The sequence below is a fragment of the Alienimonas californiensis genome (assembly GCF_007743815.1).
GTDB classification, from domain to species: domain Bacteria; phylum Planctomycetota; class Planctomycetia; order Planctomycetales; family Planctomycetaceae; genus Alienimonas; species Alienimonas californiensis.
On the sequence record NZ_CP036265.1, the window covers coordinates 1,234,374 to 1,258,447 of the forward strand.

General features: G+C 70.2%; 21 protein-coding genes. 7 read left to right on the top strand and 14 right to left on the bottom strand.

What is annotated here, in order from left to right; genetic code table 11:
* Positions 1–85 precede the first annotated feature (85 nt).
* Positions 86–1,186 (bottom strand): serine/threonine protein kinase, encoded by a 1,101-nt coding sequence (locus CA12_RS04835; RefSeq protein WP_165700554.1) that lies wholly within the window; start codon positions 1,184–1,186, stop codon positions 86–88.
* Between the two features lie 250 nt (positions 1,187–1,436).
* Here CA12_RS04835 and CA12_RS04840 point away from each other — a divergent pair, with 250 nt between their 5' ends.
* Together CA12_RS04840 and CA12_RS04845 are read left to right on the top strand one after the other, a co-directional pair.
* A complete protein-coding gene (locus CA12_RS04840; RefSeq protein ID WP_145357749.1) occupies positions 1,437–2,630 on the top strand; it encodes a bestrophin family protein in 1,194 nt (397 codons plus the stop codon).
* Between the two features lie 106 nt (positions 2,631–2,736).
* Positions 2,737–4,029: a NupC/NupG family nucleoside CNT transporter gene (locus tag CA12_RS04845; protein WP_145357750.1), complete on the top strand. Its 1,293-nt coding sequence runs from the start codon at positions 2,737–2,739 to the stop codon at positions 4,027–4,029.
* Positions 4,030–4,116: 87 nt separating this feature from the next.
* Here the strand turns inward: CA12_RS04845 and CA12_RS04850 are convergent, their stop codons facing one another.
* The 9 genes from CA12_RS04850 to CA12_RS04890 form a co-directional block, all read right to left on the bottom strand.
* The gene (locus tag CA12_RS04850; protein ID WP_145357751.1) at positions 4,117–4,491 is read right to left on the bottom strand and encodes a hypothetical protein; all 375 of its coding nucleotides are present in this window, start codon (positions 4,489–4,491) and stop codon (positions 4,117–4,119) included.
* A gap of 284 nt (positions 4,492–4,775) precedes the next feature.
* Positions 4,776–5,825: a hypothetical protein gene (locus tag CA12_RS04855; RefSeq protein WP_145357752.1), complete on the bottom strand. Its 1,050-nt coding sequence runs from the start codon at positions 5,823–5,825 to the stop codon at positions 4,776–4,778.
* Positions 5,826–5,967: 142 nt separating this feature from the next.
* Entirely contained in the window at positions 5,968–7,095 is a 1,128-nt protein-coding gene (locus CA12_RS04860; protein WP_145357753.1) for a hypothetical protein, read from the bottom strand.
* Between the two features lie 248 nt (positions 7,096–7,343).
* The gene (locus CA12_RS04865; RefSeq protein WP_145357754.1) at positions 7,344–7,901 is read right to left on the bottom strand and encodes a hypothetical protein; all 558 of its coding nucleotides are present in this window, start codon (positions 7,899–7,901) and stop codon (positions 7,344–7,346) included.
* A gap of 315 nt (positions 7,902–8,216) precedes the next feature.
* Positions 8,217–9,248, bottom strand: coding sequence for an AAA family ATPase (locus CA12_RS04870; RefSeq protein ID WP_145357755.1), 1,032 nt, complete (start codon positions 9,246–9,248; stop codon positions 8,217–8,219).
* 12 nt (positions 9,249–9,260) lie between these two features.
* Positions 9,261–9,935 (bottom strand): nicotinamide riboside transporter PnuC, encoded by a 675-nt coding sequence (gene pnuC, locus CA12_RS04875; protein ID WP_145357756.1) that lies wholly within the window; start codon positions 9,933–9,935, stop codon positions 9,261–9,263.
* 121 nt (positions 9,936–10,056) lie between these two features.
* Positions 10,057–10,500: a twin-arginine translocation signal domain-containing protein gene (locus tag CA12_RS21840; protein ID WP_165700555.1), complete on the bottom strand. Its 444-nt coding sequence runs from the start codon at positions 10,498–10,500 to the stop codon at positions 10,057–10,059.
* Positions 10,501–10,869: 369 nt separating this feature from the next.
* Positions 10,870–11,973 (bottom strand): PIN domain-containing protein, encoded by a 1,104-nt coding sequence (locus tag CA12_RS04885; RefSeq protein WP_315851327.1) that lies wholly within the window; start codon positions 11,971–11,973, stop codon positions 10,870–10,872.
* Between the two features lie 249 nt (positions 11,974–12,222).
* Positions 12,223–13,302 (bottom strand): DUF1559 domain-containing protein, encoded by a 1,080-nt coding sequence (locus CA12_RS04890; RefSeq protein ID WP_145357759.1) that lies wholly within the window; start codon positions 13,300–13,302, stop codon positions 12,223–12,225.
* Positions 13,303–13,355: 53 nt separating this feature from the next.
* Between CA12_RS04890 and CA12_RS04895 the strand changes: the two genes are divergently transcribed.
* Positions 13,356–14,681, top strand: a complete 1,326-nt coding sequence (locus tag CA12_RS04895; protein ID WP_145357760.1) for a PQQ-dependent sugar dehydrogenase — start codon at positions 13,356–13,358, stop codon at positions 14,679–14,681.
* A gap of 216 nt (positions 14,682–14,897) precedes the next feature.
* On the opposite strand, the gene CA12_RS04900 is transcribed toward CA12_RS04895, so the two are convergent.
* On the bottom strand, positions 14,898–15,728 hold the full coding sequence (locus tag CA12_RS04900) for a PPK2 family polyphosphate kinase (RefSeq protein WP_207622146.1): 831 nt from the start codon (positions 15,726–15,728) through the stop codon (positions 14,898–14,900).
* Positions 15,729–15,909: 181 nt separating this feature from the next.
* On the opposite strand from CA12_RS04900, the gene CA12_RS04905 reads away from it, so the two are divergent.
* The 3 genes from CA12_RS04905 (at position 15,910) to CA12_RS04915 (ending at position 19,004) form a co-directional block, all read left to right on the top strand.
* The gene (locus CA12_RS04905) at positions 15,910–17,139 is read left to right on the top strand and encodes a glycosyltransferase family protein (RefSeq protein ID WP_145357762.1); all 1,230 of its coding nucleotides are present in this window, start codon (positions 15,910–15,912) and stop codon (positions 17,137–17,139) included.
* A gap of 192 nt (positions 17,140–17,331) precedes the next feature.
* Positions 17,332–17,970, top strand: a complete 639-nt coding sequence (locus CA12_RS04910) for a substrate-binding periplasmic protein (protein ID WP_165700557.1) — start codon at positions 17,332–17,334, stop codon at positions 17,968–17,970.
* Positions 17,967–19,004, top strand: a complete 1,038-nt coding sequence (locus CA12_RS04915; RefSeq protein WP_145357764.1) for a cation transporter — start codon at positions 17,967–17,969, stop codon at positions 19,002–19,004. Before CA12_RS04910 ends, CA12_RS04915 begins: the two co-directional genes overlap by 4 nt.
* Positions 19,005–19,025: 21 nt before the next feature.
* Here CA12_RS04915 and CA12_RS04920 read toward each other — a convergent pair whose 3' ends face one another.
* Genes CA12_RS04920 through CA12_RS04930 form a run of 3 tightly spaced genes read right to left on the bottom strand, consistent with a single transcriptional unit; the run spans position 19,026 to position 21,288 of the window.
* Complete coding sequence (locus tag CA12_RS04920; protein WP_145357765.1) at positions 19,026–19,868, bottom strand: hypothetical protein; 843 nt, start codon at positions 19,866–19,868, stop codon at positions 19,026–19,028.
* Positions 19,865–20,731, bottom strand: coding sequence for a GNAT family N-acetyltransferase (locus CA12_RS04925; RefSeq protein ID WP_207622147.1), 867 nt, complete (start codon positions 20,729–20,731; stop codon positions 19,865–19,867). Before CA12_RS04925 ends, CA12_RS04920 begins: the two co-directional genes overlap by 4 nt.
* A gap of 38 nt (positions 20,732–20,769) precedes the next feature.
* On the bottom strand, positions 20,770–21,288 hold the full coding sequence (locus CA12_RS04930; protein ID WP_165700558.1) for a hypothetical protein: 519 nt from the start codon (positions 21,286–21,288) through the stop codon (positions 20,770–20,772).
* A 167-nt stretch (positions 21,289–21,455) separates the two neighbouring features.
* On the opposite strand from CA12_RS04930, the gene CA12_RS04940 reads away from it, so the two are divergent.
* Complete coding sequence (locus tag CA12_RS04940; protein WP_145357768.1) at positions 21,456–23,993, top strand: DNA gyrase/topoisomerase IV subunit A; 2,538 nt, start codon at positions 21,456–21,458, stop codon at positions 23,991–23,993.
* The last annotated feature ends 81 nt before the right edge of the window (positions 23,994–24,074 follow it).

Consider the following 24,074-nt stretch of genomic DNA (forward strand, 5'->3'; position numbering starts at 1 on the left):
GTTCTTCGTGAGCCCGAAGCGCAAGCGAGGGTCGGAGCCGTACCGCCTCGCTTGCGCTTCGGGCTCACAGACGCGTCCCGCCCGTTCACCCCTGCCCGGCGAGCAGCGCCCCGAGGGCCAGCAGGGCGACGGTGACGCCGAGGATCATCGCGACCGTGCCCCAGCCGGCCTGGCGGTCGCCCGGTTGTTCGCGGACCTCCGCCAGCAGGCCGCCCAGCGCCCGGCGGGGCGGGTCCAGCGCCCAGATGTCCGGGGTCGTGCGGCCCTTGCCGCCCTGGCTGGAAACCTTTTGCTCCCGGCGGCGGTTCGCCCGGCGGTCGTCGCGTTCCAGCGCCCGTTCCTCCTTGCGCATCAGGGCTTCGGCCAGGCGGCCCTGCACCGCCCGGGCGTTCAGCGGGCGCTTTTTGGGGTCCTTTTCCAACAGTTCGGAGACCACCGCGTCCAGGTCGGTCGGCACCAGGCCGCACACCTTCTTCACCGGCACGGGGCTGCGGCGAAGGTGCTGCTCGAAGATGTCCGCGAACCCCGCCCCGGTAAACGGCGGGCGGCCGGTCAGGCATTCGTAAAGCAGGCAGCCCAGGGCGTAGAGGTCCGTTTTATCGTCGAGGTTCTGCCCGCGGATCTGCTCCGGGCTCATATAGAGCCAGGTGCCGACGGTCTTGCCCTGCTCCGTGAGGGCGGAGTTGGCGGTGTCCAGGGCGATGCCGAAGTCCCCCAGTTTCACCACGCCGTCCTCGGTGAAATAGACGTTGGAGGGCTTTAAATCGCGGTGCACCACGCCGTTGTTGTGCAGGTGTTGGAGCGCCGAACAGAGCTGCCAGCCGAGTTCGACGACGTCCTCCCAGTCCAGCACGCGTTTGACGCGCAGCAGGTTGGCCAGGGTGCCGCCCTCGACCAGCTCCATCACGTAGTACCACCGGGCGCCGGCGGGGTCGCTGGCGGGGGTTTTGCCGCTGGCCTCGCAGCCGACGACGTTGGGGTGCGAAAGCTTTTCCAGGATCTCGATCTCCCGCTCGAAGCGGGCGCTGATCTCCGCGTCGGCGGAGACCTGCGGCAGGAGGATCTTCAGCGCCCAGGCCTTGCCGGTCTCCTTATTGACGGCCCGGTAGACGGTGCCCACCGTGCCGCGGCCCAGCACCTCGCCCAGCTCGTAGGGGCCGATCGTCTCGGGAACGGGGCGGGGCACGGGGCGGGAACCGGGAGCGGGGCGGGAACCGGGGCGAATCGGGGCGGGCGGGCGGCCGGGATTCTGACGCATCCCCCCGCCGATCGGCCAGCCCGCCGCAATCCCGATCAGCCAGCCCGCGGCGATCGCGGCCGCGATCGCGGCGGCAGGCGGGTGGGCGGACGCGCCCTCGCTAGACTGCCCGCCGCCCGTCCCGGCCGGCCCGGCCCGGCGCCCGCCGACTCGTCCCGCTGCCCGCGTCGCCCGCCCCATGATCGTCAAACCGAAGCGTCGGCTCCCCTGGCTGAGCATGATCTTCAGCATTTCGGGCTCCAGCCTGGAGGACGCCTACCCGAAGATCCTCAGCGCCGGCCTGTTCGCCACGCTGGTCACCGGGGCGCACCGGTTCGTCTACAGCGGCCGCGAGCAGGCGGAGAACTGGCTCACCTTCGAGCCGTTCACGGTGATGGGCCTGGCGATCAGCGTGTTCCTCAGCTTCCGGGCCAAGGCGACCTACGACCGCTGGTGGGAGGGCCGCAAGCTGTGGGGGCGGATGGTCAACGTCTCCCGCAGCTTCACGCGGCAGTGCGCGATGATGACCCGCGGCGCCGCGGCGCTGCGCTCCGTCGGCCACGGCACCACCGCCAGCGGCGGGGGAAGCCTACACGGGGAGGCCGTCGGCCCGCGCCTCAACGGCGCCGGGACCGTGAATCGCCTCGGCGGCCTCGCGCAGACCGACGACGCGGACGGCGACGGAACCGGCACCGGCACGGCCCCGACCGTGGGCGACGCGGGGGACCACGTCTTCGAAACCGACCGGGACGGTCGCCCTGACGACGAGGCGGCGCTCGCGGAACTGGGCGGCAAGTGCGGGCTGTTCGCCCGAGAAATGGCGTTGCGGCAGATCGCCTACGTGCACAGCTTCCGCCACCACCTCCGCGGCTCCGACCCCCACGCGGACCTGCACCGCATCCTCGACGCCGACGAGACCCGCATGATCCTCGCCCAGTCCAACCGCCCGATCGCGGTGCTGCAGAGCATGGGGCTGCGGCTGCGCGAGGCCTGGGAGTCCGGGCACGTCTCCGATTATCACCTCGTCCATATTGAAAGTTCGCTGACGGAAATGACCGGCATCCAGGGCGGCTGCGAACGCATTAAGAACACGCCGATGCCCTACAGCTACACCGTGCTGACGCACCGGCTGGTGTTCTTTTATTGCTTCGCCCTGCCCTTCGGCCTAGTCGGCACGTTGGGCTGGCTCTGTCCGATCACGGTGCTGCTGGTCTCCTACGCCTTCCTCGGCCTGGACGCGTTGGGCGACGAGGTCGAGGACCCGTTCGGCCTGGACCCGGAGGACCTCCCGCTGCTGGCGCTCTGCCGCACGATCGAAATTAACCTCCGCGAACTCACCGGCGCCGGCCGCGTCCCGCCCCCGCTGGAACCGGTGGACGAAGTGCTGACGTGAGGGGGCTGGTATTTCGGAACGAGAGAACGGCGGGGGCGTTCTCGGTTACGATCGCGGCGCTCGTCCGCTTCCCTCCGCCCTCCGCCTTCGCCCCTCCGCCTTGGCAATGCCGGACGATCTTTCCCTGCGGCTGACCAGCGGGCTGGGGCTCGTCTTAATCCTGCTGGCGGCGTGGGGGATGAGTTCCCACCGTCGTCGCGTCCCCTGGCGGGCGGTGGGCGGGGGGCTGGCGCTGCAATTCGGGCTGGGGCTGCTGTTCTTTCAAACTGACGTCGGCGTGTGGTTTTACGAGGCCACCGGCGTCGTCTTCAAGACCATCCTCGACAGCGTGGAGGCCGGGGCGGCGTTCGTGTTCGGGGAGGACTATGCGGAGCATTATTTCGCCTTCTTCGTGCTGCCCAGCATCGTGTTTTTCGGAGCCCTTTCCGCGGTGCTGGAGCACTGGGGAATCATCCCCGCGGCGGTGCGGGCGCTGGGCTGGGCGTTGCAGAAAACGCTGGGCGTCAGCGGGGCGGAGAGCCTCGCCGCCGCCGCCAACGTGCTGGCCGGCCAGACCGAGGCCCCGCTGCTGGTCCGCCGCTATCTGGACCGGATGACCGACAGCGAATTGATGTCCGTGATGACCGGCGGGTTCGCCACCGTCGCCGGCGGGGTGCTGGTCGCCTATTACGGCATGGGCATCGACCCGGGGCAGTTATTGACGGCCAGTTTATTGAGCGCCCCGGCGGCCCTGCTGCTGGCCAAGCTGATGCGGCCGGAGACGGAGGAACCGGAGACCGCCGGCGGCGCCGCGATCGACCGGCCGGCGGTCTATCACAACACCCTCGACGCCGCCGCCGCCGGCGCCGCGGAGGGCGTCAAGCTGGCGATCAACGTCGGGGCGATGATGCTCGCCTTCCTGGGATTAATTGCGTTGACGAACATCGTCCTCGGCGCCGCCGGGGAGGCGGTCGGCGTGCCGCAGCTCAGCATGGAGTGGCTGCTGAGCTGGGCGTTCCTCCCCGTCGCCTGGGCGCTGGGCACGCCGCCCGACGAGTGCCGGACGGTCGCCGAATTGCTGGGCGTGAAAACGGTGCTCAACGAGTTCATCGCCTACGACCGCCTGTCGCAGCTGTCCGAGGAACAGCTCTCCCCCCGCGGCCGAATGCTGGCCGTGTACGCCCTCTGCGGGTTCGCGAACCTGTCCAGCGTGGGCATCCAGATGGGGGCGCTGGCCTTCCTGGCGCCCAACCGCCGGGCGAGCGTCGCGGCGCTGGCGATGAAGGCGATGGTCGCCGGCACCCTCGCCGCCTTCATGACCGCCTGCGTCGCCGGCATGCTCGCCGACCCCAACCAGCGCCTCGTCCCGCCGGAACCCGCCGCCGAGCAACCCGTCGCCGAGCAACCCGATCAATCCTGACGCCGCGGCGGACGGGGGCGTTCACACTTCTCCCCTCGCCCCCAAAAGGGGGGCGAGGGGGGACGAAGACGCCGACCGGGCTGCCGTTCACATGCGGATCAGCGCGACGATCAACGGGGCCAGCGCCGCCTGACTGGCGGCCGCCGTCGCCCACACCGCCCACCGGGCCCGGGGAATGCTCAGGGCCAGGGCGGCCAGCAGGGCGACGAAGGCCCCGGCGGCGGCGAGGCTGAAGACCGCCGGCCCCCAGCCGGAGCCGTCGAGCCCCAGCCAATCGGCCGTCAGATGTCCCGGCAGCAGGCCCGGGCCGAACAGGGCGAGCCGGCCGAATTGCTCGACACAGTGCGTGCAACGCACGTTCGTCACGCCCCAAACCCACGTCGCCCACCAGGGCCCCCACGCGGCGAGAACCGATCCGCCCAGGGCGATCCAGCAGCGGCGGGGCGGCAGGCGGGCGAACAACGGGGGGCTCGAACCGGGTGCGGCGAACCCTCCCCCGGAGCCCGCCGGGTCTGCGGAGGCGCGGACCCTTTGCGGGGGCGCGCAAAAAACGAGCCCGCGGGGGAACAACCCCCGCGGGCTCGCGTGCAATCAATCCAATCGTTCCTCAACCACAAACCGTCGGGCGGCCCTTCCAAACCACCCGGTGGTCCTTCCTCACCCCCTCAGCGGAATCCGTCCGCGAAGGGGGACACCGCCGCGAAAGAAAATTTTCGCGGCGGCAAAACGACCGGCGGGCCGGTCGCTCAGACTTCGCCCTCGGGGGGCAGAATCGCGTCGTCCGGCACCGGGGCGCCGGGCAGTTCGTCGGAGTCGATCGAGGGGGCGGTGCTGCTGGGCAGCGGTTCGACCTGCACGTCCGGGGCGGGCGGGGCGTCCACGCCCAGCGCCGGGCCGTAGTTCACCGTCGGAGCGGGCTCCGCCACGATCGTCCCGCCGTACGGGGCGCCGGAGGGAACGCCGTGCACGTCGCCGTAGATCGTGTGGCCGGTGACCGGGTCGTACGCGTCGCCGTGATGCCAGCGGTCGTTGAGAACCCGCCGTTCGCCGGGGTAGTTGCCCGGGTAGGCGGCGATCGTCGGACCGCCCGGCGGGGTGAAGTGGTGCATCACGCGGGGGTCCGGCGGGGCCGGGAAGGTTCCCGGGGGGGCCGGCTGCCAGGTCGGCACCTGCTGGTAGTAGTAGCCCAGTTGGGTGGTGTCGGTCGGCATGAACACGTGCGGGGCGATCCGCGGCTTCTGCGAGCCCGGCAGCCCGTACCACTGTTCAGGGTACCAGTTGTTGTAGCGGTAGACCTCGCGCTGCACCGGATAGGCGATCGGCTGCTGCCAGTTGTGGTCCGGCGGCAGGTAGGCGTCGTACCCGCCCAGTGCCGGGTGCAGGGGCAGGGGGTTCCGCACGGGGCCGTGCAGCCCGGCGTGCACGTCCTGGCGCAGGGCGTGCAGACCGACCTCGCCGTGGCCATAGCCGTGGCCGTGGCCACCCCGCAGCCCGCGGTCCGGGCAGTTCGGGTCGGTTTCGACGAAGGTCGTCGAACCGCCCAGCGGCCCGCCGTAGGTCGCGCCGCCCGACGTGCCGTAGGAGACGCCGCCGGAGGAGGCGTCGAGCGAGCGCTCGCTGCCGGGCACGATCTGCTCCGGGCCGCTCCAGGTGCGGACGGCCGGGGCGGAGTCGGCGCCGTCCTCCTGGGCCGCGGCGAGGGCCGGGGAGCCGGCGGCGGCGGCCAGCGTCAGCCCGGCGGCGAGCCGGTTCAGACGGGCGGGGACGAGCAGGGAACGGGTCGAGCGGGTGGGCATCGTGTCCTCCCGGGGGGATGCGGGTGACGGGAACGGGCGCGGGGCCCGGGAAGAAAAGCGAAGAGCAACGCTCACGGAGAGTCCGCCGACTCCCGAACTGACCCGTCAGGGAGTCAGCCGGGAGTTGCGGACGCCCGGCGACTCAGCTGTTGCCGGCGTTGTCGAGGGTGCGGGGGAACCCAATCCCGGTCCGGGGCAGGTGGCCTTGGCCGTGCTCCGGGATGTACGGCAGGGTCTTGCCGTGGCGGGGGTGGCTGGTGGGCAGTTCCACGGTCGTCCCGGGGGGCGGGCCGTACAGCGAGCTGGGCGGCAGCGGACGGGAGATCGGCACCAGACGGCTGCTGGGCATGCCCCAGCCGTATTCCATCGTGTGACGGACGTTCGGGGCCAGCGGCACGGCCATCGGCACGCCGGTCGTCTGGGAGGCCCACACGTCGCCGGTCCGGCGGTCGCGGTAGTTGGGGTCCACGGCGTAGACGTGCTCGTACTTCCCGTGCCACTGGTCGACTTCCACCAGGCTGCACCAGTAGCACTGGCCGTGGCCGCCGCACTTCCCGCACAGGTGCGAGAGCCACCCGCAGCCCTGGCCGGCGCACATCCCGGGCAGCAGGCACTGACCCGGCAGGCAGAGCCCGGGCGGGCAGTGGCCCGGCAGGCACAGCCCCAGCGGGCAGTGGCCCGGCAGGCAGAGCCCCGGGGGGCAGTGTCCCGGCGGGCAGCCGCCCGGGGGGCAACCGTCCGGCGGGCAGTGGTTCCAGATGGGCAGCCCCGGGAGGCAGAGCCCCGGGCCGCCGCCGTGGCCGTAGCCGTAGCCGGGGGGACAGCTGGGGCCGCAGTGGCCGAACAGGCCGCAGCCGCCGGGGCCGCAGCGTCCGTGGCCGCAGCTGCCGTGGCCGCAGCCGCCGGTGCACACGCCGCCGTCGCAGGTGCAGCCGTGGCACGCCGAGCCGCAGGGCAGGTCGCAGACGTCCACGCAGCCTTCGTCGTGGCAGTTCAGCAGCCCGGCGGGCTGCACGGCGGCGTCGGTCCGGGAGGCGGCGTCGCGGCGGATGTCGGTCAGGCTGACGACGCCCTCGGCGGCGGCCCGGGCGTCGACCGCTTCGGCGGCGGGCTCGGCGGCGTCGTCGGCCAGGGCGGAGCCGGCCGACAGCACGGGGGCCGCCAGCAGGCAGAGGGTCAGCAGGTTCGCCAGCCGACGCCGCAGCGGGCGGGGCGTGGCGTGGGCCGTCAGACCCGTGAGGGCCCGGGGGGCCGCGGATTGCAGTCGCATGGGAGGCATCCCCCGGGAGGAGGTGGCTGGGAGGGAACGGAGCGCGCCGGACCGCGTCGCGCGGGGCGACGCCGGCCGGGGCGGCGAAGAACGGGTCGGGTCAGATCGGTTCGGGCCGCGTCAGGGCCGGCCCCCCGCCCCGCCCGCCCCGTGGGGGCGGCGGCGGGGGGCCGGCGAACGGGCGACGCGGGCCGCTCGTTCAGGCGGCGGCGGACTCCGATCGCGGAATCCCAAGCCGCCGCGAGCGGTCAGTGGTGGAAGTTCGGGCTGCCGGTCGCGGGCGAGCCGTACCCGGGGGTGTTCCCCCACTCGTTGTCGAACAGGGTGTTCGACGTGTTGAACGGGGGGGCGAAGCCGGCCATGAACGGGATTTTGCTCCGGTACTTCACCTTCACCTCGGTGCCCACCAGGTCCCATTTCTCCCGGTTCCGCACGCCCCAGGGCGTGACGACCCAGTGGCCGCGGGCCCGGTGATAGAACGGCCCGTACAGGGCGTTGTAATCGTGGGCGTACAGGTATTCGTGCGGGGCGTACGCGGGGTTCGTAATCATCGTCCCGCCGACCTGGATGGGAATATCCTGCCGGGGCGAGGGGTACAGCGGCGCGTTCAGCGCCACGTACCCTTCCTGATGCAGATAGGCCTGCGCCTCCGGCGGGGCGCCGGGGGCGTGCTCCCGGGCGAACGCGGCGTCGGAAACCGTCGGGGCGGCGAGGCTGCCGACGGCGGCGGCGACGGCCAGGGCGGCGGCGACGCGAGCCAGCGCACGGCGGGCCAGCGAACGGCGGGTGAGAAGGGGGCGGATCATGGGGCGTCCCTGCGGGCATGGGCCCCGGCGCCGCCGTCGGCGTCGCGCAATCTCACGCGACGCCGGGGGGTGCGATAGGGGGCGGTGGTCGGTCCTTGACGGGCTCCCCGTTCCGACGCCGCCTCCGCCCGTCGGCGCCGCGAAGACGCGGGGACGGGCGAGGCGGCGTCGGGGGGGACGACCCGCCCCGAACATCGGCCCGCCCCGGCCCGCGGGATGAGCGCCGCCGGCACGTTCGGACCCCTCCGCCGCGGCACGTCAAGAGCAGTCCGGTCGACCCGCGAAACCGGCAAGGTTTCACACCCCGCACGACGTTCAATCCCCGGCCAACAACCGGTCCGGCAGCGACTCCCATTTGCGGAACCGGCCCAGCACGGCCTCGACCGCGGCGACCCGCTCCGCCGGCGTTCCTCGCAGCGTGACGAACGGCCGGCCGCGTCGCAGCAGGTCCGCGACGATGCGGCGTTGAAACACCGCCCGCTGCCCGACGCCGCTGCGGTCCGGCGTGTCGTCGAACGGGATCTCGTCCCCGCACAGGAACGTCAGGTCGTACCGCCCCGCACAGGCCGCCGCGAGGCGGTCCAGTTCCGGCAGCGCCCCGCCGTGATAGTCGTCGGCGAACACGCGGGTCGTGGAGGCGTCGGTATCGACGAACAGCGTTTGCCGGGCGTCCGCGGCGAGGCGCTGCTCCGCGGCCCGGTGCCCGACGGCGATCTCGACCAGTTGCTCCGGGGAGAGCCGCCGGTCGATCGCGTGCTCCTCCCAATAGGCCCGCCCGTACTCCGGGACCCACGGCTCGCCGAACCGCTCGGAGAGGGCTTGGCACAGCGTCGTCTTTCCCGTCGAGGGCGCCCCGACGAACGCGATCTTCGTCAATAAATCCCACCGCACCCGCGGGGGCAGCCGGTCCCGCAGGCCGACCGGGTCCGCCCGCACCGCCGTACCACAGACCGGTACCGCCGTTCTCGCCGGGTCGAACCGCCGGTCGACCGCCCCCAGCGCCCGGGAGACGTGTGCGCCGTAGAACTCGCTGCAATAAAAGTGCGTCACCCGCCGCCCGGCCAGGGATTTGAGAATAAACTCTTCCTGCACCGCCCGGATCGCCGGAGTGTCGCCCACCTCCGTCGGCCCACCCCAGCCCTCGATCACCTCGACCGTGGGATACAGGTCGCGAATCCAGTCCGCCCGCACCGGCAACGGCACGGGGGTGGTCTCCGGGGCGTCGTAGATCAGGACGACGAAGCGGTCCGTCTCCGCCAGCCCGGTTTCGATCAGCGCCACATGCCCGGCGTGCAGCGGGGCGAACTTGCCCAGCGTGAACCCGACGGTCGGCCCGGCGTGCGTCACGGCGAGATCAATTCAAGACTTCGCCTGGGCGATCGCCGGCTCCGCGATCGCCGGCGGTTCGACGGGTTCGCCCGTCGCGGCGGCCCTGCGCCAGGCGAAGTACCCGGCCGTCGCCATCACTAAAAAGACGGCGTAGAGCCCGGCGAAGAGGTGCAGGTCCTTGTGGTAATAATTCGCGATGCTGACCACGTCGACGGCGATCCAGATCAGCCAGGACTCCACGGCCCGCTTCGCCAGCAGCCATTGGGCGGCGAGGCTGGCGACGGTGGTGAAGGCGTCGCCGAAGGGCAGCGCCGCGTCCGTCCATTCCTTCATCGCCCCGCCCAGCGCCGCCGAGCCGACCGCGATCCCCACCGCCCAGCCGAAGAACGCCGGCCCGGACAGCCGCCCCACCGGCACCTCCCCCGCCCCGGCAGGGTTCCCGGCTTCGGCGTCCTCCCCAACGGGTTTACCGACGGACTCCCCGACGGGCCGGCGTTCGCGGAGCCATTCCCGCCAGCCGTAGATCTGCAAGCCGACGTAAATCAGTTGCAGGGCGAAGTCCGAATAGAGCTTCACCTGCCAGAAGATTACGGAAGACAGAACGACCTGCACCAGCCCCGTCGGCCAGCACAGGATGCTGCGACGGATCGTCAGCCCCACGCAGGCCAGCCCGAAGACCACGGCGACGATCTCAATTAGCGGCACGCAGCAATCCGGGGCGGGGAGCGAACGGCCGCCATCCTACCGACCGCCGCCGACCCCGTGCACGGCCGCGTCCCGGACGCTTGAAGCGTCCGGGACGCTCGCTTCCTCGCCGCCGCCCCGCTCACTTCGGCTTTGCGGCGCCCTTCGGCCCCGCGCCGGCGTCCGTGATCTGTTCGATCGTCCTGGAGCTGCCGTCCGGGTAGAGCACCTGCACGGAGGTGTATTCCCCCTGATAGGGCGTCTTCGTGTAACTGACCGGAATCGGGGTCAGGACGGCGGGCCACATCCCCGGCAGCGTCGCCAGCGACAAATTGAGCAGCAGGGTTTCGGGAATGGTCCCCTGCGGAACGGCCGGTTTAAGCGTCGCGACCGTGCCGAGGCCTCCCCCGGAATAGATCCCCTCGACGCGGAGCCGCGGCCGCTTGCCCTTCGTCACGGCCCAGGCTCGCCACATATCCTGCGCCGGCCCGCCCGCCGGTTGAGCGGCCGCGGCGCCGCCGGCGACCGCCATCACGCCGCCGGCGGCGGCCAGTTTCAGTGCGTTCCGCCGGGTCGTTTCGTTCATCTTCGTGCCTTCGTGGGGGAGCGAGCGAGCGGGGTGAGTTCCGGGCCGAGGGTCCGCCGTCCCGCGAACGGCGGACGCAAAACCAGCCCACCCGACCCCGGCCGGGCCGTCAAGACGCTGCGACGCCCGCTCCCGCCCGCAGGACTTCAAAGTCCCTCCCCGGCCGCCCTCGCCGGGGCGCCGCCGCCCGTGTACGCCGCGTCCCGGACGCTGGCAGCGTCCGGGACGCTCGATCGCTCGCAATCGGCCGGAGGGTGGCGCTGGCATTTTGCCCATGGAGGGCGACTTCGAAGAGCGGTTCAGGAAATGACAAGAAGCAACGCCACGCGCACTGGCGAGACGCCAGTGGCACCCAGCGAATACGACCTTCTACTCATTAACCCGAATTTCCGTGTCACAGCTTACTAGATCGACATCGACCGGCTCCACGACAATATCTTCCCGCTCACGACGAAACTTAAAGCTGACCTCCACAGTAACTTGCGACTCCCTCGTGACCACTATCTCCTCCTGACCAGTATGCTCCGAGTCAACTTCGCCGTAGACCCCAAGCGGGAGCGGCATGTCTACGGAAATCGACGCGTCATAATCGATTGTTCCATCGATAGTCAGACGTCCCACGCCCTCGTTCTCTTCTGCCTCAACAACGATCACTCGGTCCGGAGTGAAATGACTTGACGTCACGCGAATGATCTCCCCATCGTAATCAGCAAGGCGAAAGACCAGCTCCTCGAACTGGGTCCGCACTTCATCGTCTATCGGAACTCTTTCGCTGTGAAACATGTGAGCCACTTCGGCTGACACGTCCAGCTTCAGGGGAGGCAACCGATCCAGAAGACCATCAAGATCTCTTTCCCATTTGAGGCACGCAAGTCTTTCGCACGCTTCTTTCCAGTCCATGTCACCGGAAACAACGTGCAGGTTGCGCCCGGTTCTCTCGCACCAGCGAATCGCAGTGAGAACCGACACAGCGTCGGGGAACTCGTTCTTTTTTCTGTCTGAGAAAGGAGGTAGCCTCTTGAAATACATCGACATTAGTTCCGACACGCTCACCCCGTCGGCCTCGAGCCGCTCGATCTCGGCCGAAGACATATAGTCCTTAAAACTCCTCCTGAAGTCACTCCGCATGCGATCGACTGGAGGCAGCTCTAGCCCGACAATCTGCGAGACTGTGCCAAGTGGCCTAAGACATTTTGCGAGCTTTTGCCCTGCAGTCACAGCGGCCGTCGCTTTGTCATCGAGATGATGATTTACCTCATCTACGGATACAGCCGTCATATAGATCCGGATTTGTCCTGCCTTGCTGGCAGCTGCGAGTTGCAGCAATCGCGCAGTCTTAAAGCTGAAACCGGATGCAAATATTGGCTGCGTGTCGAGCAAGACGTGTAGCATGCTGGCGGGTGGCACAAGTGTGAACTTCCGGGGGCACCATGCTCGCACTGCGGAGCTTGGTAAGCATGCGGGGCAGCACATCCGCTCGCAACTCCCACCTTACCACTCGTCCAACACCTCGGCGGGTGGCACTGGTGAGGGTCCGGCAGCACCTTGCCCTTCTGGGTGCCACTGGCTCCGCCAGTGCCGGAGTGACGCCCGACCGGTTCGCAACGTGACCGATTCTCCAACGTCACTCGCACTGGCGGAGCCAGTGGCACCCGACAGAGCACAAGGCACTGTTGGGACTCTACCCGCGCCGCCCGGCCGTGTGCGCTCGCAATCCCGGCCTCACCACCCCTCGTCCAATACCTCCCCCCCCGCCCGCGTCGCGGCGGCTTGCCAGGTTTCGAGGTCAATGCCGTCGGCGACGAAGCGGACGGCGCCGTCGCAGAGGGCGACCTGCACCCCGCCGCTATGCTCGCTGCGGGCGGTCAGGCGGGCTTTTTGTTGGCGTTCGTTCATGCAGTCCCACGCCGCGGCGTTGGGCGGGAGGGCGTGGTCGTAGAGGGTGTTGCCGTAGTTGCCGAGAATCCATTTCCCGCCGCGCTGGGCGAACCAGCCGCCGGGGGCGTCGGCGAGGCAGGCGGCGTCGGTGGGGTCGTCGCCGCCGGGGATCTCGCGGATCAAGCGGGCCGTCGCCAGGGGGTCGGCGGCGGCCTGCGGGTCGAGGTCGACCGTCCCCCCGGGGCCGAGCGGGCGCTCGCTGAACGCGACGGTGTTCGTCACGCCGTCTCTTAAATCGGCGAAGCGGATCGCCGAGCCGGTGAAGAACACGCCGTCGGCGTCGGTCAGCGAGCCGTACTCCTTCAACCCGCTGCCGGCGTTGCCGGCGTAATTCGTGGCGCCGAAGCGGTCGGGGTCCGCGTCCAGCCCGGGGACGCGGCCGAGGCCGTCGGCGGGGCAGAGGAAGGTCGGCACCGTCGTCCCCGCCGCGGGGGCGTTGTCGGCGCCGCTGAACGTCACCCCGCCGCCGATGCCGAACGTCACCGGGGCGGCGTCGTAATCGATGCTGCGGTGCAGCGCGCTGCCTTCCAAATAGGGCAGCAGATGGGCCTGCGGCGAAAAGATCACCGGCAGCGGCGCCCCCCGGCCGGCGGGGAAACGGCCTTTCACCCCCTCCAAATTGTGCAGCGCCAGGCCGAGCTGTTTGAGGTTGTTGGCGCACTCCGTCCGCCGGGCCGCGGCCCGGGCCTGCTGCACGGCGGGCAATAACAGCGCGACCAGCAGCGCGATCACCGCGATCACGACCAGCAGTTCGATCAGCGTGAACCCCGCTCGGGCACGCTGCCCCGGAGCAAGCCCCACCCGGTGAGGCGGGGCGGCGCCGGGGCCGCGGGGGTGAGGGGCGGCGGACGGTCGGTTTACCATGGGGGCGTCGTCGCCGTTGGAATCATTTCGTCCTGACAAACAGGTTCGCCCTCATGCTTCGGTCCCGCCTCCGTCCCGTCCACCGCCGCCTCCTCGGGGCGGCCCTGCTGGCCGCCGGCGCCGCCCCCTGGGCCGCCGCCGCGGACGTCCCCGCGGACGCCCGGGTGCCGGTCGAACCAGTCGACGCCCAGCCCATCCGCATCACGGTCGAGGACCTGCCGAAGCCGTACGCCTCCGAAAGCGTCAGCAAGAATCCCAAGGTCGTCGTCCCGCCGGACGACTTCCACCTGCACGTCCCCGAGGGGTTCCAGGCGAACCTGTTCGCCGAGGGCGTTGAAAAGGCCCGCTGGCTGGCGCTCACGCCGGAGGGGGACGTGCTGGTCTCCTGCGGCCGCACGAACAAGATTCACCTGCTCCGCGACACGAACGACGACGGCGTCTCGGACGAGCGGCACCTGTTCCTGGACGAGTCGAACGGCGCCAACCTGCCCTTCGGCATGGATTTTTCGCAGGTGGACGATCAGTGGTACTTCTATCTCGGCAACACGAACGCCGTGCTGCGGTACGCCTACGAACAGGGGCAGACGAAGCTGACGGCGCCCCCCGTGCCGATCACGGAACTGCCCGGCCAGGGTTATAATCAGCACTGGACGCGGAACGTCCGCGTCGCCCCGGACGGGAAGCATCTGTTCGTGACGGTCGGGAGCGAATCGAACGCCGATCAGGAGGCCCCGCCGCGGGCCGCCGTGCTGCGGATGAACCTCGACGGCACGCATCGCAGCGTCTACGCCTCCGGCCTGCGGAACCCGGTGGGGCTGGACTTTCACCCGGAGACCGGCGAGGTCTACGTGAACGTCAACGAGCGGGATAAAATCGGCGACGAACTCGTGCCGGATTATCTGACGCTGGTGAAGGAGGGCGCCTTCTACGGCTGGCCCTACGCCTACCTGACGCCGAAGCACATCGACCCCCGCCACGTCGTCGGCGGGGAGAACGGGGACGGGAAGAGCGTACGGCCGGACCTGGTGGCGAAGACCGTCACGCCGGACGTGCTGTACCGGTCGCACTCCGCGGCGCTGGGGCTGGCGTTCTGCGACAGCGACCAATGGCCGGAACGCTACCGCGGCGGGGCCTTCAGCGCCCTTCGCGGGTCGTGGAACCGGGAGGAGGGCACGGGCTATAAAATCGTGTTCGTCCCCTTCGAGAACGGCCGCCCGACCGGCGTCTACGAGGACTTCGCGACCGGCTTCCTGCTCGACCCCTCCGTCCCGCTGACCTGCGGCCGCCCGGTCGACGTGCAGTTCGCCCCGGACGGCGCGCTGCTGTTCACCGAGGAGGGCAACGGGCGCATCTATCGCATCACGCCGCCGACGGAGTGAGTCAATCGCTGCCGTCGTTCCCCCCTCTCCCTTGAGGGAGAGGGGCCGGGGGTGAGGGTGAGGCACGGTTCCTACGTCCTCGCTCTATGCGGTGACGAACCGGGCGGCGGGCGAGTAGGCGGACCGTCAACAGAGTGCGTGAGTCACCGCCCCCTCACCCCCGGCCCCTCTCCCCCAAAAGGGGGCGAGGGGAGGACGGGTTTTGGTTGCCGGCCCCTATTCAATCGCCTCCGGCGGGTAATCCGCCGGATCGAAGTCCGGGGGCGGGAACCGGGGGTTCATCTCCTCCAGCGTGCTCACCAATAGCTGGCTGATCGCCAGGTTGCGGAACCAGCGTTCCTCGCTGGGGACCACGTACCAGGGGGCCGCCTTGGTGGAGGTGCGTTCCAGGGCGATCTCGAAGGCGTCTTGATATTGCTCCCACAGGGCTCGCTCCGTGAGGTCGGCGGGGTTGAATTTCCAGTGCTTGTTCGGCTTGCGGAGCCGACGGCGGAAGCGTTCGAGCTGATAGTCCTTCGAGACGTGCAGCATGATCTTGAGGACGCGCGTCCCGCGGTCGGCCAGCAGGGCCTCGAAGTGGTTGATGTGCTCGTAGCGGCGTTCGATCGCGTCTTTGTCCGCCCAGCCGTGCACCTTGACGATTAATACGTCTTCATAGTGGGAACGGTTGAACACGCCCACGTACCCGGCCCCGGGGGCCTGCTTGTGGACCCGCCAGAGGAAGTCGTGGTCCAGTTCCTTTTGCGTGGGCTTTTTAAAGCTCCAGACCCGCACGTTGACCGGGTTCATACTTCCGAAGACGTGCTCCACGGTGGAGTCCTTCCCCGCCGCGTCCATCGCCTGCAGGACGACCAACAGCGACTGCTTGCGTTCGGCGTAGAGCCGTTCCTGCAGGTCGGCGAGGCGGTCGCGGTACTCCGCGAGCTGCTCCTCGACGCTGTCCGCGTCCCCCTTCTCGTCAAGCCCCTGCGTATCGGCGCTCGCCCGCCGTTTGAGGTCCGGCCGCTTGCCGGGGCGGATGCGGTAGCGGTCGAGGTTGATCTTCACGGCCGGCTCGAATCGGGGGCGGGAGGGAACGGGGCGGGAGCGGCTCTGCAATCGACTCCACCATAGAACCCCGCCCGACCGGCCGCCCGCCGCCGGGGCGGCCGCTTGAACCGCCCCGGCGACGGGGGCACAGTCGCCGCGCCCGCTGCCGCCGCGTTCGCCTCGCCCCCGCCGCCCCCGCATGTCACTCGGCCGCCTCGCCCGACGCCTCCTCGCCCCGGTGCGGCGGCTGCAGATGGGCTGGCGGGGCGACGCGGCGGCGGCGCGGCACCGCCCCGTCGCCGGCGGCCCGCCGCCGGGCCCGGGGGCGGGGGGAACGGTGGTGCTGGACATCCGCGACCGGCCGCTCGACCGCGACCACTACCTGTTGGGGCGAACGCTCTTTGCAGGCGGGTTTTCGGTCCACCTGCGCGTCCGATCCGAGGCGATGGGCCGGGCGGACGGCTACGGCCGGGAGCTGCTCGGGCTGCCGGGATTGACGGTCGAAACCACCCGCCGCGGCCGCCCCGCCGATCCCCCGCCGACCGACCCCGCCCAAACCGTCTGGGTCAGCGAAGACCCCTCGACCGACGTCCCGGAGCGGCCGTGGCGGGCCGTGATGCGGTTGGATTACGACTGGTACTCAGCCCCCCCGGGGGGGCTGACGGCGCTGTTCACCATGCACCCGGTGCAATACCGCCCGGCGGTCCCGGGCCGCGAGGGGACGCGGCCGATCGACGACTTGACCGGCCTGCGGGCGACGGAGCGGACCGCCGGCGTGCTGTTCGCCGGCGCTGTGGACCCCGCCCTGTACGCCGCCGGCGGCCCGATCACGGAGCGATACGGACTGCTGCCCCGCGCGACGATCCTCGCTCGGCTCGACGCGGGCCCGCACGCCCCGTTACGCCTGCCCCCGCCGCCGAACGACGGGCCGACGGCAGCCGGTGACGACGGGCCGACGGCAGCCGGTCGGGCCGGGGGCGGGGCGTTCCGAGCGGCCCTCGCCCGGTTCGGCGGCGACGCCCGCCGGCGGTTCGTCCGCACGGACGGCTGGCGGATCGACGCGGAGGACTGGCTGCCGACCCTCGCCCAGGCCGACTTCTTTCTCACCGCCCCCGGCTTCAAAATCCCCCACGCGCACAACGTCGTGGAAGCGTTAGCGGTCGGCGCCGTTCCAATCATCAATTACGCCCACCTGATGCGACCGCCGCTGACCGACCGCGAGGCGCTGCTGTTCCGCACCGAGGACGAACTGACGGAGCGCGTCGGGGAGGCGCTGGCGATGCCCCCGGAGGAGCGGCGGCGGATGGCGCGGGCGGCGGCGGCCTACTACGACGCCCACCTCACCCCGGAGGCGTTCGCGAAGACCTTCCTCCGCGCCGCCGACGCCGCGGGCCCTGACCCGATCACCCTGTACCTGAACGCCGAATAGTTCCGCCGCATCGACGAGCCCGCGGGTCTCCCCCCGCGACCCGGTTTAGCGCCGGGGATGCAACCTGCGTGGTCGCGTTTCATGGCCCCAAGATCCGCGGTCCCGTCCCCGCAGGCCGGCGGGGGTTCCCCGGACGGCAGCGGCCGTCACCGCCCCGATCCGCCCCCTGGGGTCCGGCGCCATGCTGGGCTCATGTCGCCCCGCAATCCCGCCGCCGTCCGCCTGGGGCGGGGGGGCTTGTGCGCCCGGCTGCTCGGCGGGGCGGCGCTCGTCGTCGGGCTGGCCGGCTGCGATCTGCCCCGGGATCCGGGGAGCACGACGGAGTCTGTCCGCGGCAATGTGCTGCGGGCCGGGCTGACGGAGGACGCCCCCTGGGTCGTCCGCGGCGAGGACGGCGAACCGGCGGGGATCGAGGTGGAGTTGGTCGAGGAGTTCGCCGCCGCCCACGACGCCCGCGTCGTCTGGTTCTGGGGCTCCGGCGACGAGGCGTTGCGCCAGTTGGAACACCGGCAGCTCGACCTGGTCGCCGGCGGGCTGACCGACGACACCCCCTGGGCCGGCCGGGTGGGTCTGAGCCGCGTCTACTTCACCGAGCCCCCCCGGCCGGACCTGGAAGAGCCCCGCGAGCATGTGATGGCCGTCCCGCCGGGGGAGAACGGCTGGCTGGTCGCCCTGGACCGCCATCTGACCCGGGCCGCGGCCGCACGGGAGGACGCCTGGCGGGAGCGGCTGCTCGCCGAAGCCGGCCCCGGCCCGCTGGAACCCGCCGCGGCCCGGACACCCGCCGCGACCGAGGAGCCGGCTGGCCCGGACAGCGAGGCGTCGCGATGAGCGATCCCGCCCTGCCCCACGCCGACGTCCGCCCGCGGCACCCGTACCGGCTGCCGGAGGACCGCCGCCCGAAGTACGCCCGCGCCCGCCGGCTGGAGTGGTGGACGCTGGGTTGGCTGGCCTCGATCATCGCCGTGATTTATTGGGCGATGGGCTCCAGCGCGGCGATGCAGGCGGCGTGGATCGAGGATCTGCTCTCGCTGGTGCCGCCGATCGCGTTTCTGTGGGCCTCCCGGTTCGAGTTCCGGGCGCCCAACGACCGCTTTCCGTTCGGCTATCTGCGGTCGATGCAGATCGCCTACCTGGGCGCCTCCGTCGCGTTATTAATGCTCGGCGGATATCTGGTCGTCGACGCGCTGCTCACGCTGGCGCAGGGGGAGCGGCCCACGATCGGGGCGACGCTGCCGCTGGGCGGCTGGCTGTTCGACGACCCGATCTGGGCCGGCTGGGTCATGATCGCGGCGCTGATCTACAGCGTGATTCCGCCGATGATTCTGGGCCGGATGAAATTAAAACTCGCCGACGAGCTGCACGACGACGTGCTGGCCTGCGACGCGAAGATGAACAAGGCCGACTGGATGACCGGCCTGGCGGGCGCCTTCGGGGTGCTGGGCGTCGGATACGGCTGGTGGTGGGCGGACGCGGTCGCCGCGGGGCTGATCGGGTTGGACGTCACCCGCGACGGCGCCCGCGGCACGGCCCAAGTCGTGGCCGACCTCATGGACCACGTGCCCACCGGCGTGGGCGATCGGTCCGCCGACCCGCTGCCGGGCGAACTCCGCGAACAATTGCTGGCCCTGGACTGGGTGGAGGACGTGGAGTTCCGCCTCCGCGAACAGGGCCGGGCCGTGACCGGCACGATCTTCGTCTCCCCCAAGGCCGACGCCGTGACGACGGCGGAGGATTTAATGAACCGCCTCCGCGAGGCGGAACGCCTCGCCGAGACGACGCATTGGCGGCTCTACGACCTGGACGTGCGCCCGGTGCGGCAACTCAAAACCGCCGTCGACCGCCGGGCGGAGCCGCCGGGGTAGGGATTCCGGGCGACGCCGCGATCATCCCGCCAACCGTGCGTAGCAGATCCACGTATAACTCGCCGCCTCGCCCCAGGCGACCGGATGTTCGACGCCCGCCGGGGGTTCGAGGAGCGGAGCGGGCGTCAGGTAATTCGGCTCGGTCCAATCGTCGCCCCATCGCGTTTTGTCCGTTTGAAAGACGGGCGGGAACTCGTGATAGATTTCGAGGTTGCGCCGCAGGGCCGCCGCGTCGTGGACGTTCGGCGGGATCGCGGAGCGAACGAACTGCGGCGTGAAGCCCGACGCCCGTTCAATGCTTCGCAGGGCCTTCCGAACGAGTCCGGCGCCCGGCCGCCGGCCGCCGGCCGGGGCGAATCCGGCGCCGGCGAAGGCCTGCTTCAAGCTGTAGCAATCGCCCTGGGACGGCGGATAATTGTCTTCGAAGATCACGTCGCGAAACCCGAACCATTTGCAGAGTTGCAGACGGCTGAATGCGTTCTGGTGATCGTCGAAGAAGGCCAGGGCGGAGCCGGTCGGTTCGTCGGACCAGTCGTACTCGGAGAAGTCCCGCTCGCTATAGACGGCCTTTTCGGAGCGATAGATTCGCTGCGACAGGTCCGGGTCGAGCGCGACGATTTTCGCGTCGGGGCAGGCCTGCTCCAACAGCCAGGTCCCCTGCCCTTTGTAGACGCCGCTCTCGACGATCAACGGCGGCGCCAGCCGCCTTGCCATGAACCAGGCGGCGAACATGTGGGGAAACCGCATCCCGCCGACGTTGTGCCGGATCGGCCGCGCTGCGTACAGCCGCTCGAACTCCGGCAGCGCGGCCGCCATCTCCGCCCGGCTCCAGGGCGGACGGCCGATCGACGTCACGTCAGTCATGCGTGGGCGGGCGCCGTCGGCGGACAGTCCTTCCGCGTCAGGTCTTTCTGCATCTTGAAGTGGGGGATGGTCACCTCGACAAACTCCTCGCCGACCCGCCGATAGCCGAGTTTTTCATAAAACCCGACCGCCGTCGCCCGAGCGTGCAGCGTGACGCGGGAAACGCCCCGCCCTGTGAGTTCCTGCTCCACCGCCTCCATCAGCCGGCGCCCGAGCCCTTGACCGTGCGCGTCGGGCCGCACCGCCATCTGCCGGAGTTTCACGTCCCCGGGCGCGAGCGGCACGGCCACCACGCAGGCCAGCAACGACTCGGCGTCGAACAGCCCGAAGTGCAGTTGCTCCGCTTCGCCGGACAGGTCGTCGTCCGCAAGGCGGTGCCCCAACGGCCGCCGCAGCACCTCGTCCCGCAGTTCGTACTCCTGGCGGTACTCGGCGGAGCCAAAGGGGATTTCCCGGAAGTGCGGCGGGACGTCATCTAATAACGAGACTCCTCGTCGACTGAAGATCACGATGCCCTTCACCGGAATCGGCTGAGGATCGTCCAAACGGACGAACGCCACGTTGACAACTGGCGTACCGGAGTACTGCGGATCGAGAGTTGGGACAAGGCATTGAGCGACCTCTTCCCGGAGATCTTCGGCGAGTTCCGCCGCGATCTCGCCATGGGTGTAGACGATGATCGAGACGGTTTCTCGCGTCCACGCCGCTGTAACAAGCCGGGTCTCGTCGCCGATCCAGCCGTTGAGGGCGACTTGGAGCCCGAGCCGCAGTTTCGTTTCCATCGACACGGCGCCCGCGGCTCGGTTGGAGTTCTCTGATCCGCCCCACCACTGCTCCGCATGATACTCCGCCGCGAGCCGCATTCGACGCTCTCTACTTATCGGTGTCGTGCATATGGACGTTAACGGCGGACCGGCACAACTCGGTCCGGCGGGCCGAAGTCGGGCGTTCGCTGCCCACGGGCCGTGACGCTCTCGCCGGTATCCGCCAGCGCCCACAGCCGGGGAGCCACCCCGCGGCAATCGGGGCGGTCCCACTCGCGCCGCACGATTGGCCGACGAATCTCCCGCTCCAGCCAGTCGGCGGCCGCGGCCGCCAGATCGACGATCGGCAGGCCGGACAGCGCCGACACCCCCGGCCGGGCCGGGTCCAGGTCGGTGGCGAACTGGTGCGTTTCGTCCGGCCCGAACTGGACCGCCCCCTCGTCGAAGTCGACTCGGAGCGTGCGCAGGACGCAGTTGTACTCGGGCTCGCTGTCACACACGCAGACGGACACCGTCAGCCGGTCGTCCCACACCCGCCACGAGTCCGCGAACCACCCGCCCGCGTCGGCGCGGGCGTGGAGCGCCTCCACGAATGCCCGTTCCGCGTCGCTGCGGCACTCGTCCAAGTCGAACCGCGGTGCGAAGACTGGGATCATCGACTCGCCTCCTTCGCCTAGCTCGTGTTTCTTCGACGCCTCGGATGATAACGCCCACGCCGCAACAGTCCGCCCTTCCCCCGCAATCCCCGTAGGCAGACCGACGCGAATCCGGTACAATCCACTGCCCTTCTGTCCACCTGTTCCGTTCCCGCCCCTCCGCCGCCGTGGCCGCGTCCTCTCCCAGTTCCAACGGGTCCGCCGACGGCGCCCCCAAGAAGAAACGGCGGCGCAAGAAGGGCGTGCGGCCCGAGGGACGCCCCGAGGTGCGCTACGTCTCCCTCGCCGAGGAGACCCGCCGGCGGTACCTCAATTACGCCCTCTCCGTCATCGGCAGCCGGGCCCTGCCGGACGCCCGGGACGGGCTCAAGCCGGTCCAGCGCCGCATCCTGTACGTGATGGGCCGCGAGCTGAACCTCGCTCCCGGCACGAAAACGGTGAAGTGCGCCCGCATCGTCGGCGACACCATCGGCAAGTACCACCCCCACGGCGACACCGCCGCCTACGACACCCTTGTCCGCCTCGCCCAGGACCACGCGATGCGGGTCCCGCTGGTGGAGGGTCAGGGGAACTTCGGCAGCGTGCTGGGCCTGCCCGCCGCCGCCGCCCGGTACACGGAGGCCCGCCTCACCGCCCCGGCGATGTCGCTGATGGCGGAACTCGGCAAGAACACCGTTCCCACCCGGCCCACCTACGACGCCGAACGCACCGAGCCGGTCGTCTTCCCCGCCGCTTTCCCCCACCTGCTGGTCAACGGGGCGACCGGCATCGCGGTCGGCATGGCCACCAACATCCCGCCGCACAACCTGCGGGAGGTGGTGAACAGCGCCTGCCACCTGATCGACGACCCCGACGCCACCGTCGCCGCCCTGATGCAGAAGGGCGTGAAGGGGCCGGACTTCCCCCTGGGCGGGCGGATCGTCTCCGACCGCACCGACATCCGCACGGCGTACGAGGAAGGCCGCGGCTCCATCAAGGTGCGGGCCATGTGGGACTTCGACCCGGAGGACGACCAGCAGAAGGGCCGCCGGAAGGCCCAGCCGGCCCGGCTGGTGATCGACAGCCTGCCCCACGGCGTGACCAGCGGGGCGGTCATCGGCGAACTGAAGGCCCTCGCCGAGAGCCGCAAACTGCCCCAGATGCTGGAGGCCGACGACGAAACCGACCGGGCCCACGGCCTGCGGATCGTGGTCACGGTCCGGGGTAAGGAGGACGCCGAGGCCGTGATGGCCTACCTCTATAAACACACCGCCCTGGAGCAGAACTTCGCGGTGAACCTCACCGCCCTGGTGCCGGACGACACGTTCGCGGCGAGCGAGGATTACAACGCCGAGGCCCTGCAGGGCCTCGGCGTGAAGGAAGCGGGCGACGACGACCCCGCCGAGACCGCCCTGATCGACGGCGGCGCCGACGTCCCGCTGGTCCCCCGCCGGCTGGACCTCAAGCAACTTCTGCGGGTCTTCCTCGACTTCCGCCTGCAAACCGTCACCCGCCGCCTCAAGCACGATCTGCGGGCCCTCCGCCGGCGGATTCACCTGCTGGAAGGGTACGAAATCCTGTTCAGCGGCATCGACCGGGCGCTCCGGCTGATTCGCGAATCGAACGGCAAGGCGGACGCCCGCGAAAAGCTGATGGACGCCTTCCCGCTGGACGAGCGCCAGACGAACTCAATCCTGGAGATGATGCTCTATAAGATCTCCCGACTGGAGATCGACACGATCCTCGGCGAACTGGCCGAGAAGCGGGCCGAGGCCGACCGCCTCGTCAAGCTGCTGAGCGACAAATCGGCCCTGTGGGCGCTGATCCGGACCGAATTGAAGGAAATCGGCGACCGCTTCGGCGACCGCCGCCGCACCACCTTGGGCGGCAGCGAGGAGGTCGAGGAGTTCGACCCCACCGCCTATATCGTGCGGGAGGACACCAACGTCGTGCTCACCCGCGACGGCTGGATCAAACGGCTGGGCACCATCAACGCCGTCGACGCCCTCCGCACCCGCGAGGGGGACGAAACCCTTTGCGTGCTGGGCGCCAGCACGCTGGACGCGATCGTCTTCTTCGCCGAGGACGGCACCGCCTATACGTTGCCGGTCGAGCAGATCCCCGCCAGCACCGGCTACGGCGAGCCGCTGGGCAAGCACGTTAAATTGGACGACGGGGTCAAGATCGTCGCGGCGATCAGCACCGACCAACGCTTCACCCCGCTGGATTTCGAGGTGGAGGGCACGCCCTCGCTGGCCCCGCACCTGTTCGTCGCCACGGAGCAGGGGCAGGTCTCGCGGGTGGGGCTGTCCAGCTTCCGGGACGTCAGCACCCGGGGCGGCCGCAAGTTCCTGCGACTGACCGGCGACGACCGCGTGATCCACGTGGAGCGGGTCGACGGCGCCGAGAGCGTCTTCCTCGCCACGAAAAAGGCCCGCGTGCTGCACTTCAAAGTCGACAGCGTCCCGGTGCTCGCCGGCCCCGGCAAGGGGGTGAAGGGCATCGACCTGGAGAAGTCCGACGCCGTGCTGGGCGCCCAACTCTGCCGCCGCCCCAGCGACGTGCTGCACGTTTTAAACGTGAACGAGAAAGAGTTGCCGTTCGGCCAGATGAAATACACCCCTACCGGCCGCGGCGGCAAGGGGGTGAAGACCAGCCAGCGTACCGGCTTCAAACAGGTCCTCCACGAAGGCCCGGACCTGGTGGACTGGGCCGCGGCGAAGTAGCCCCCGCCCGCCCGCCGCCCCGAGGCCCCCCGCGTCCCCGCCGCATTCGCGCTCGTCACTCGACCGCCCCTTCTCTCCGTT

What these genes read in the sequence shown, in the direction of transcription:
- CA12_RS04840 (WP_145357749.1), top strand. Translation starts at nt 1,437, where the DNA reads ATGATCGTCAAACCGAAGCGTCGGCTCCCCTGGCTGAGCATGATCTTC.
- CA12_RS04845 (WP_145357750.1), top strand. Translation starts at nt 2,737, where the DNA reads ATGCCGGACGATCTTTCCCTGCGGCTGACCAGCGGGCTGGGGCTCGTC.
- CA12_RS04855 (WP_145357752.1), bottom strand. Translation starts at nt 5,825, where the DNA reads ATGCCCACCCGCTCGACCCGTTCCCTGCTCGTCCCCGCCCGTCTGAAC.
- CA12_RS04860 (WP_145357753.1), bottom strand. Translation starts at nt 7,095, where the DNA reads ATGCGACTGCAATCCGCGGCCCCCCGGGCCCTCACGGGTCTGACGGCC.
- CA12_RS04865 (WP_145357754.1), bottom strand. Translation starts at nt 7,901, where the DNA reads ATGATCCGCCCCCTTCTCACCCGCCGTTCGCTGGCCCGCCGTGCGCTG.
- CA12_RS21840 (WP_165700555.1), bottom strand. Translation starts at nt 10,500, where the DNA reads ATGAACGAAACGACCCGGCGGAACGCACTGAAACTGGCCGCCGCCGGC.
- CA12_RS04885 (WP_315851327.1), bottom strand. Translation starts at nt 11,973, where the DNA reads ATGTGCTGCCCCGCATGCTTACCAAGCTCCGCAGTGCGAGCATGGTGC.
- CA12_RS04890 (WP_145357759.1), bottom strand. Translation starts at nt 13,302, where the DNA reads ATGGTAAACCGACCGTCCGCCGCCCCTCACCCCCGCGGCCCCGGCGCC.
- CA12_RS04895 (WP_145357760.1), top strand. Translation starts at nt 13,356, where the DNA reads ATGCTTCGGTCCCGCCTCCGTCCCGTCCACCGCCGCCTCCTCGGGGCG.
- CA12_RS04905 (WP_145357762.1), top strand. Translation starts at nt 15,910, where the DNA reads ATGTCACTCGGCCGCCTCGCCCGACGCCTCCTCGCCCCGGTGCGGCGG.
- CA12_RS04910 (WP_165700557.1), top strand. Translation starts at nt 17,332, where the DNA reads ATGTCGCCCCGCAATCCCGCCGCCGTCCGCCTGGGGCGGGGGGGCTTG.
- CA12_RS04915 (WP_145357764.1), top strand. Translation starts at nt 17,967, where the DNA reads ATGAGCGATCCCGCCCTGCCCCACGCCGACGTCCGCCCGCGGCACCCG.
- CA12_RS04920 (WP_145357765.1), bottom strand. Translation starts at nt 19,868, where the DNA reads ATGACTGACGTGACGTCGATCGGCCGTCCGCCCTGGAGCCGGGCGGAG.
- CA12_RS04925 (WP_207622147.1), bottom strand. Translation starts at nt 20,731, where the DNA reads ATGCGGCTCGCGGCGGAGTATCATGCGGAGCAGTGGTGGGGCGGATCA.
- CA12_RS04930 (WP_165700558.1), bottom strand. Translation starts at nt 21,288, where the DNA reads ATGATCCCAGTCTTCGCACCGCGGTTCGACTTGGACGAGTGCCGCAGC.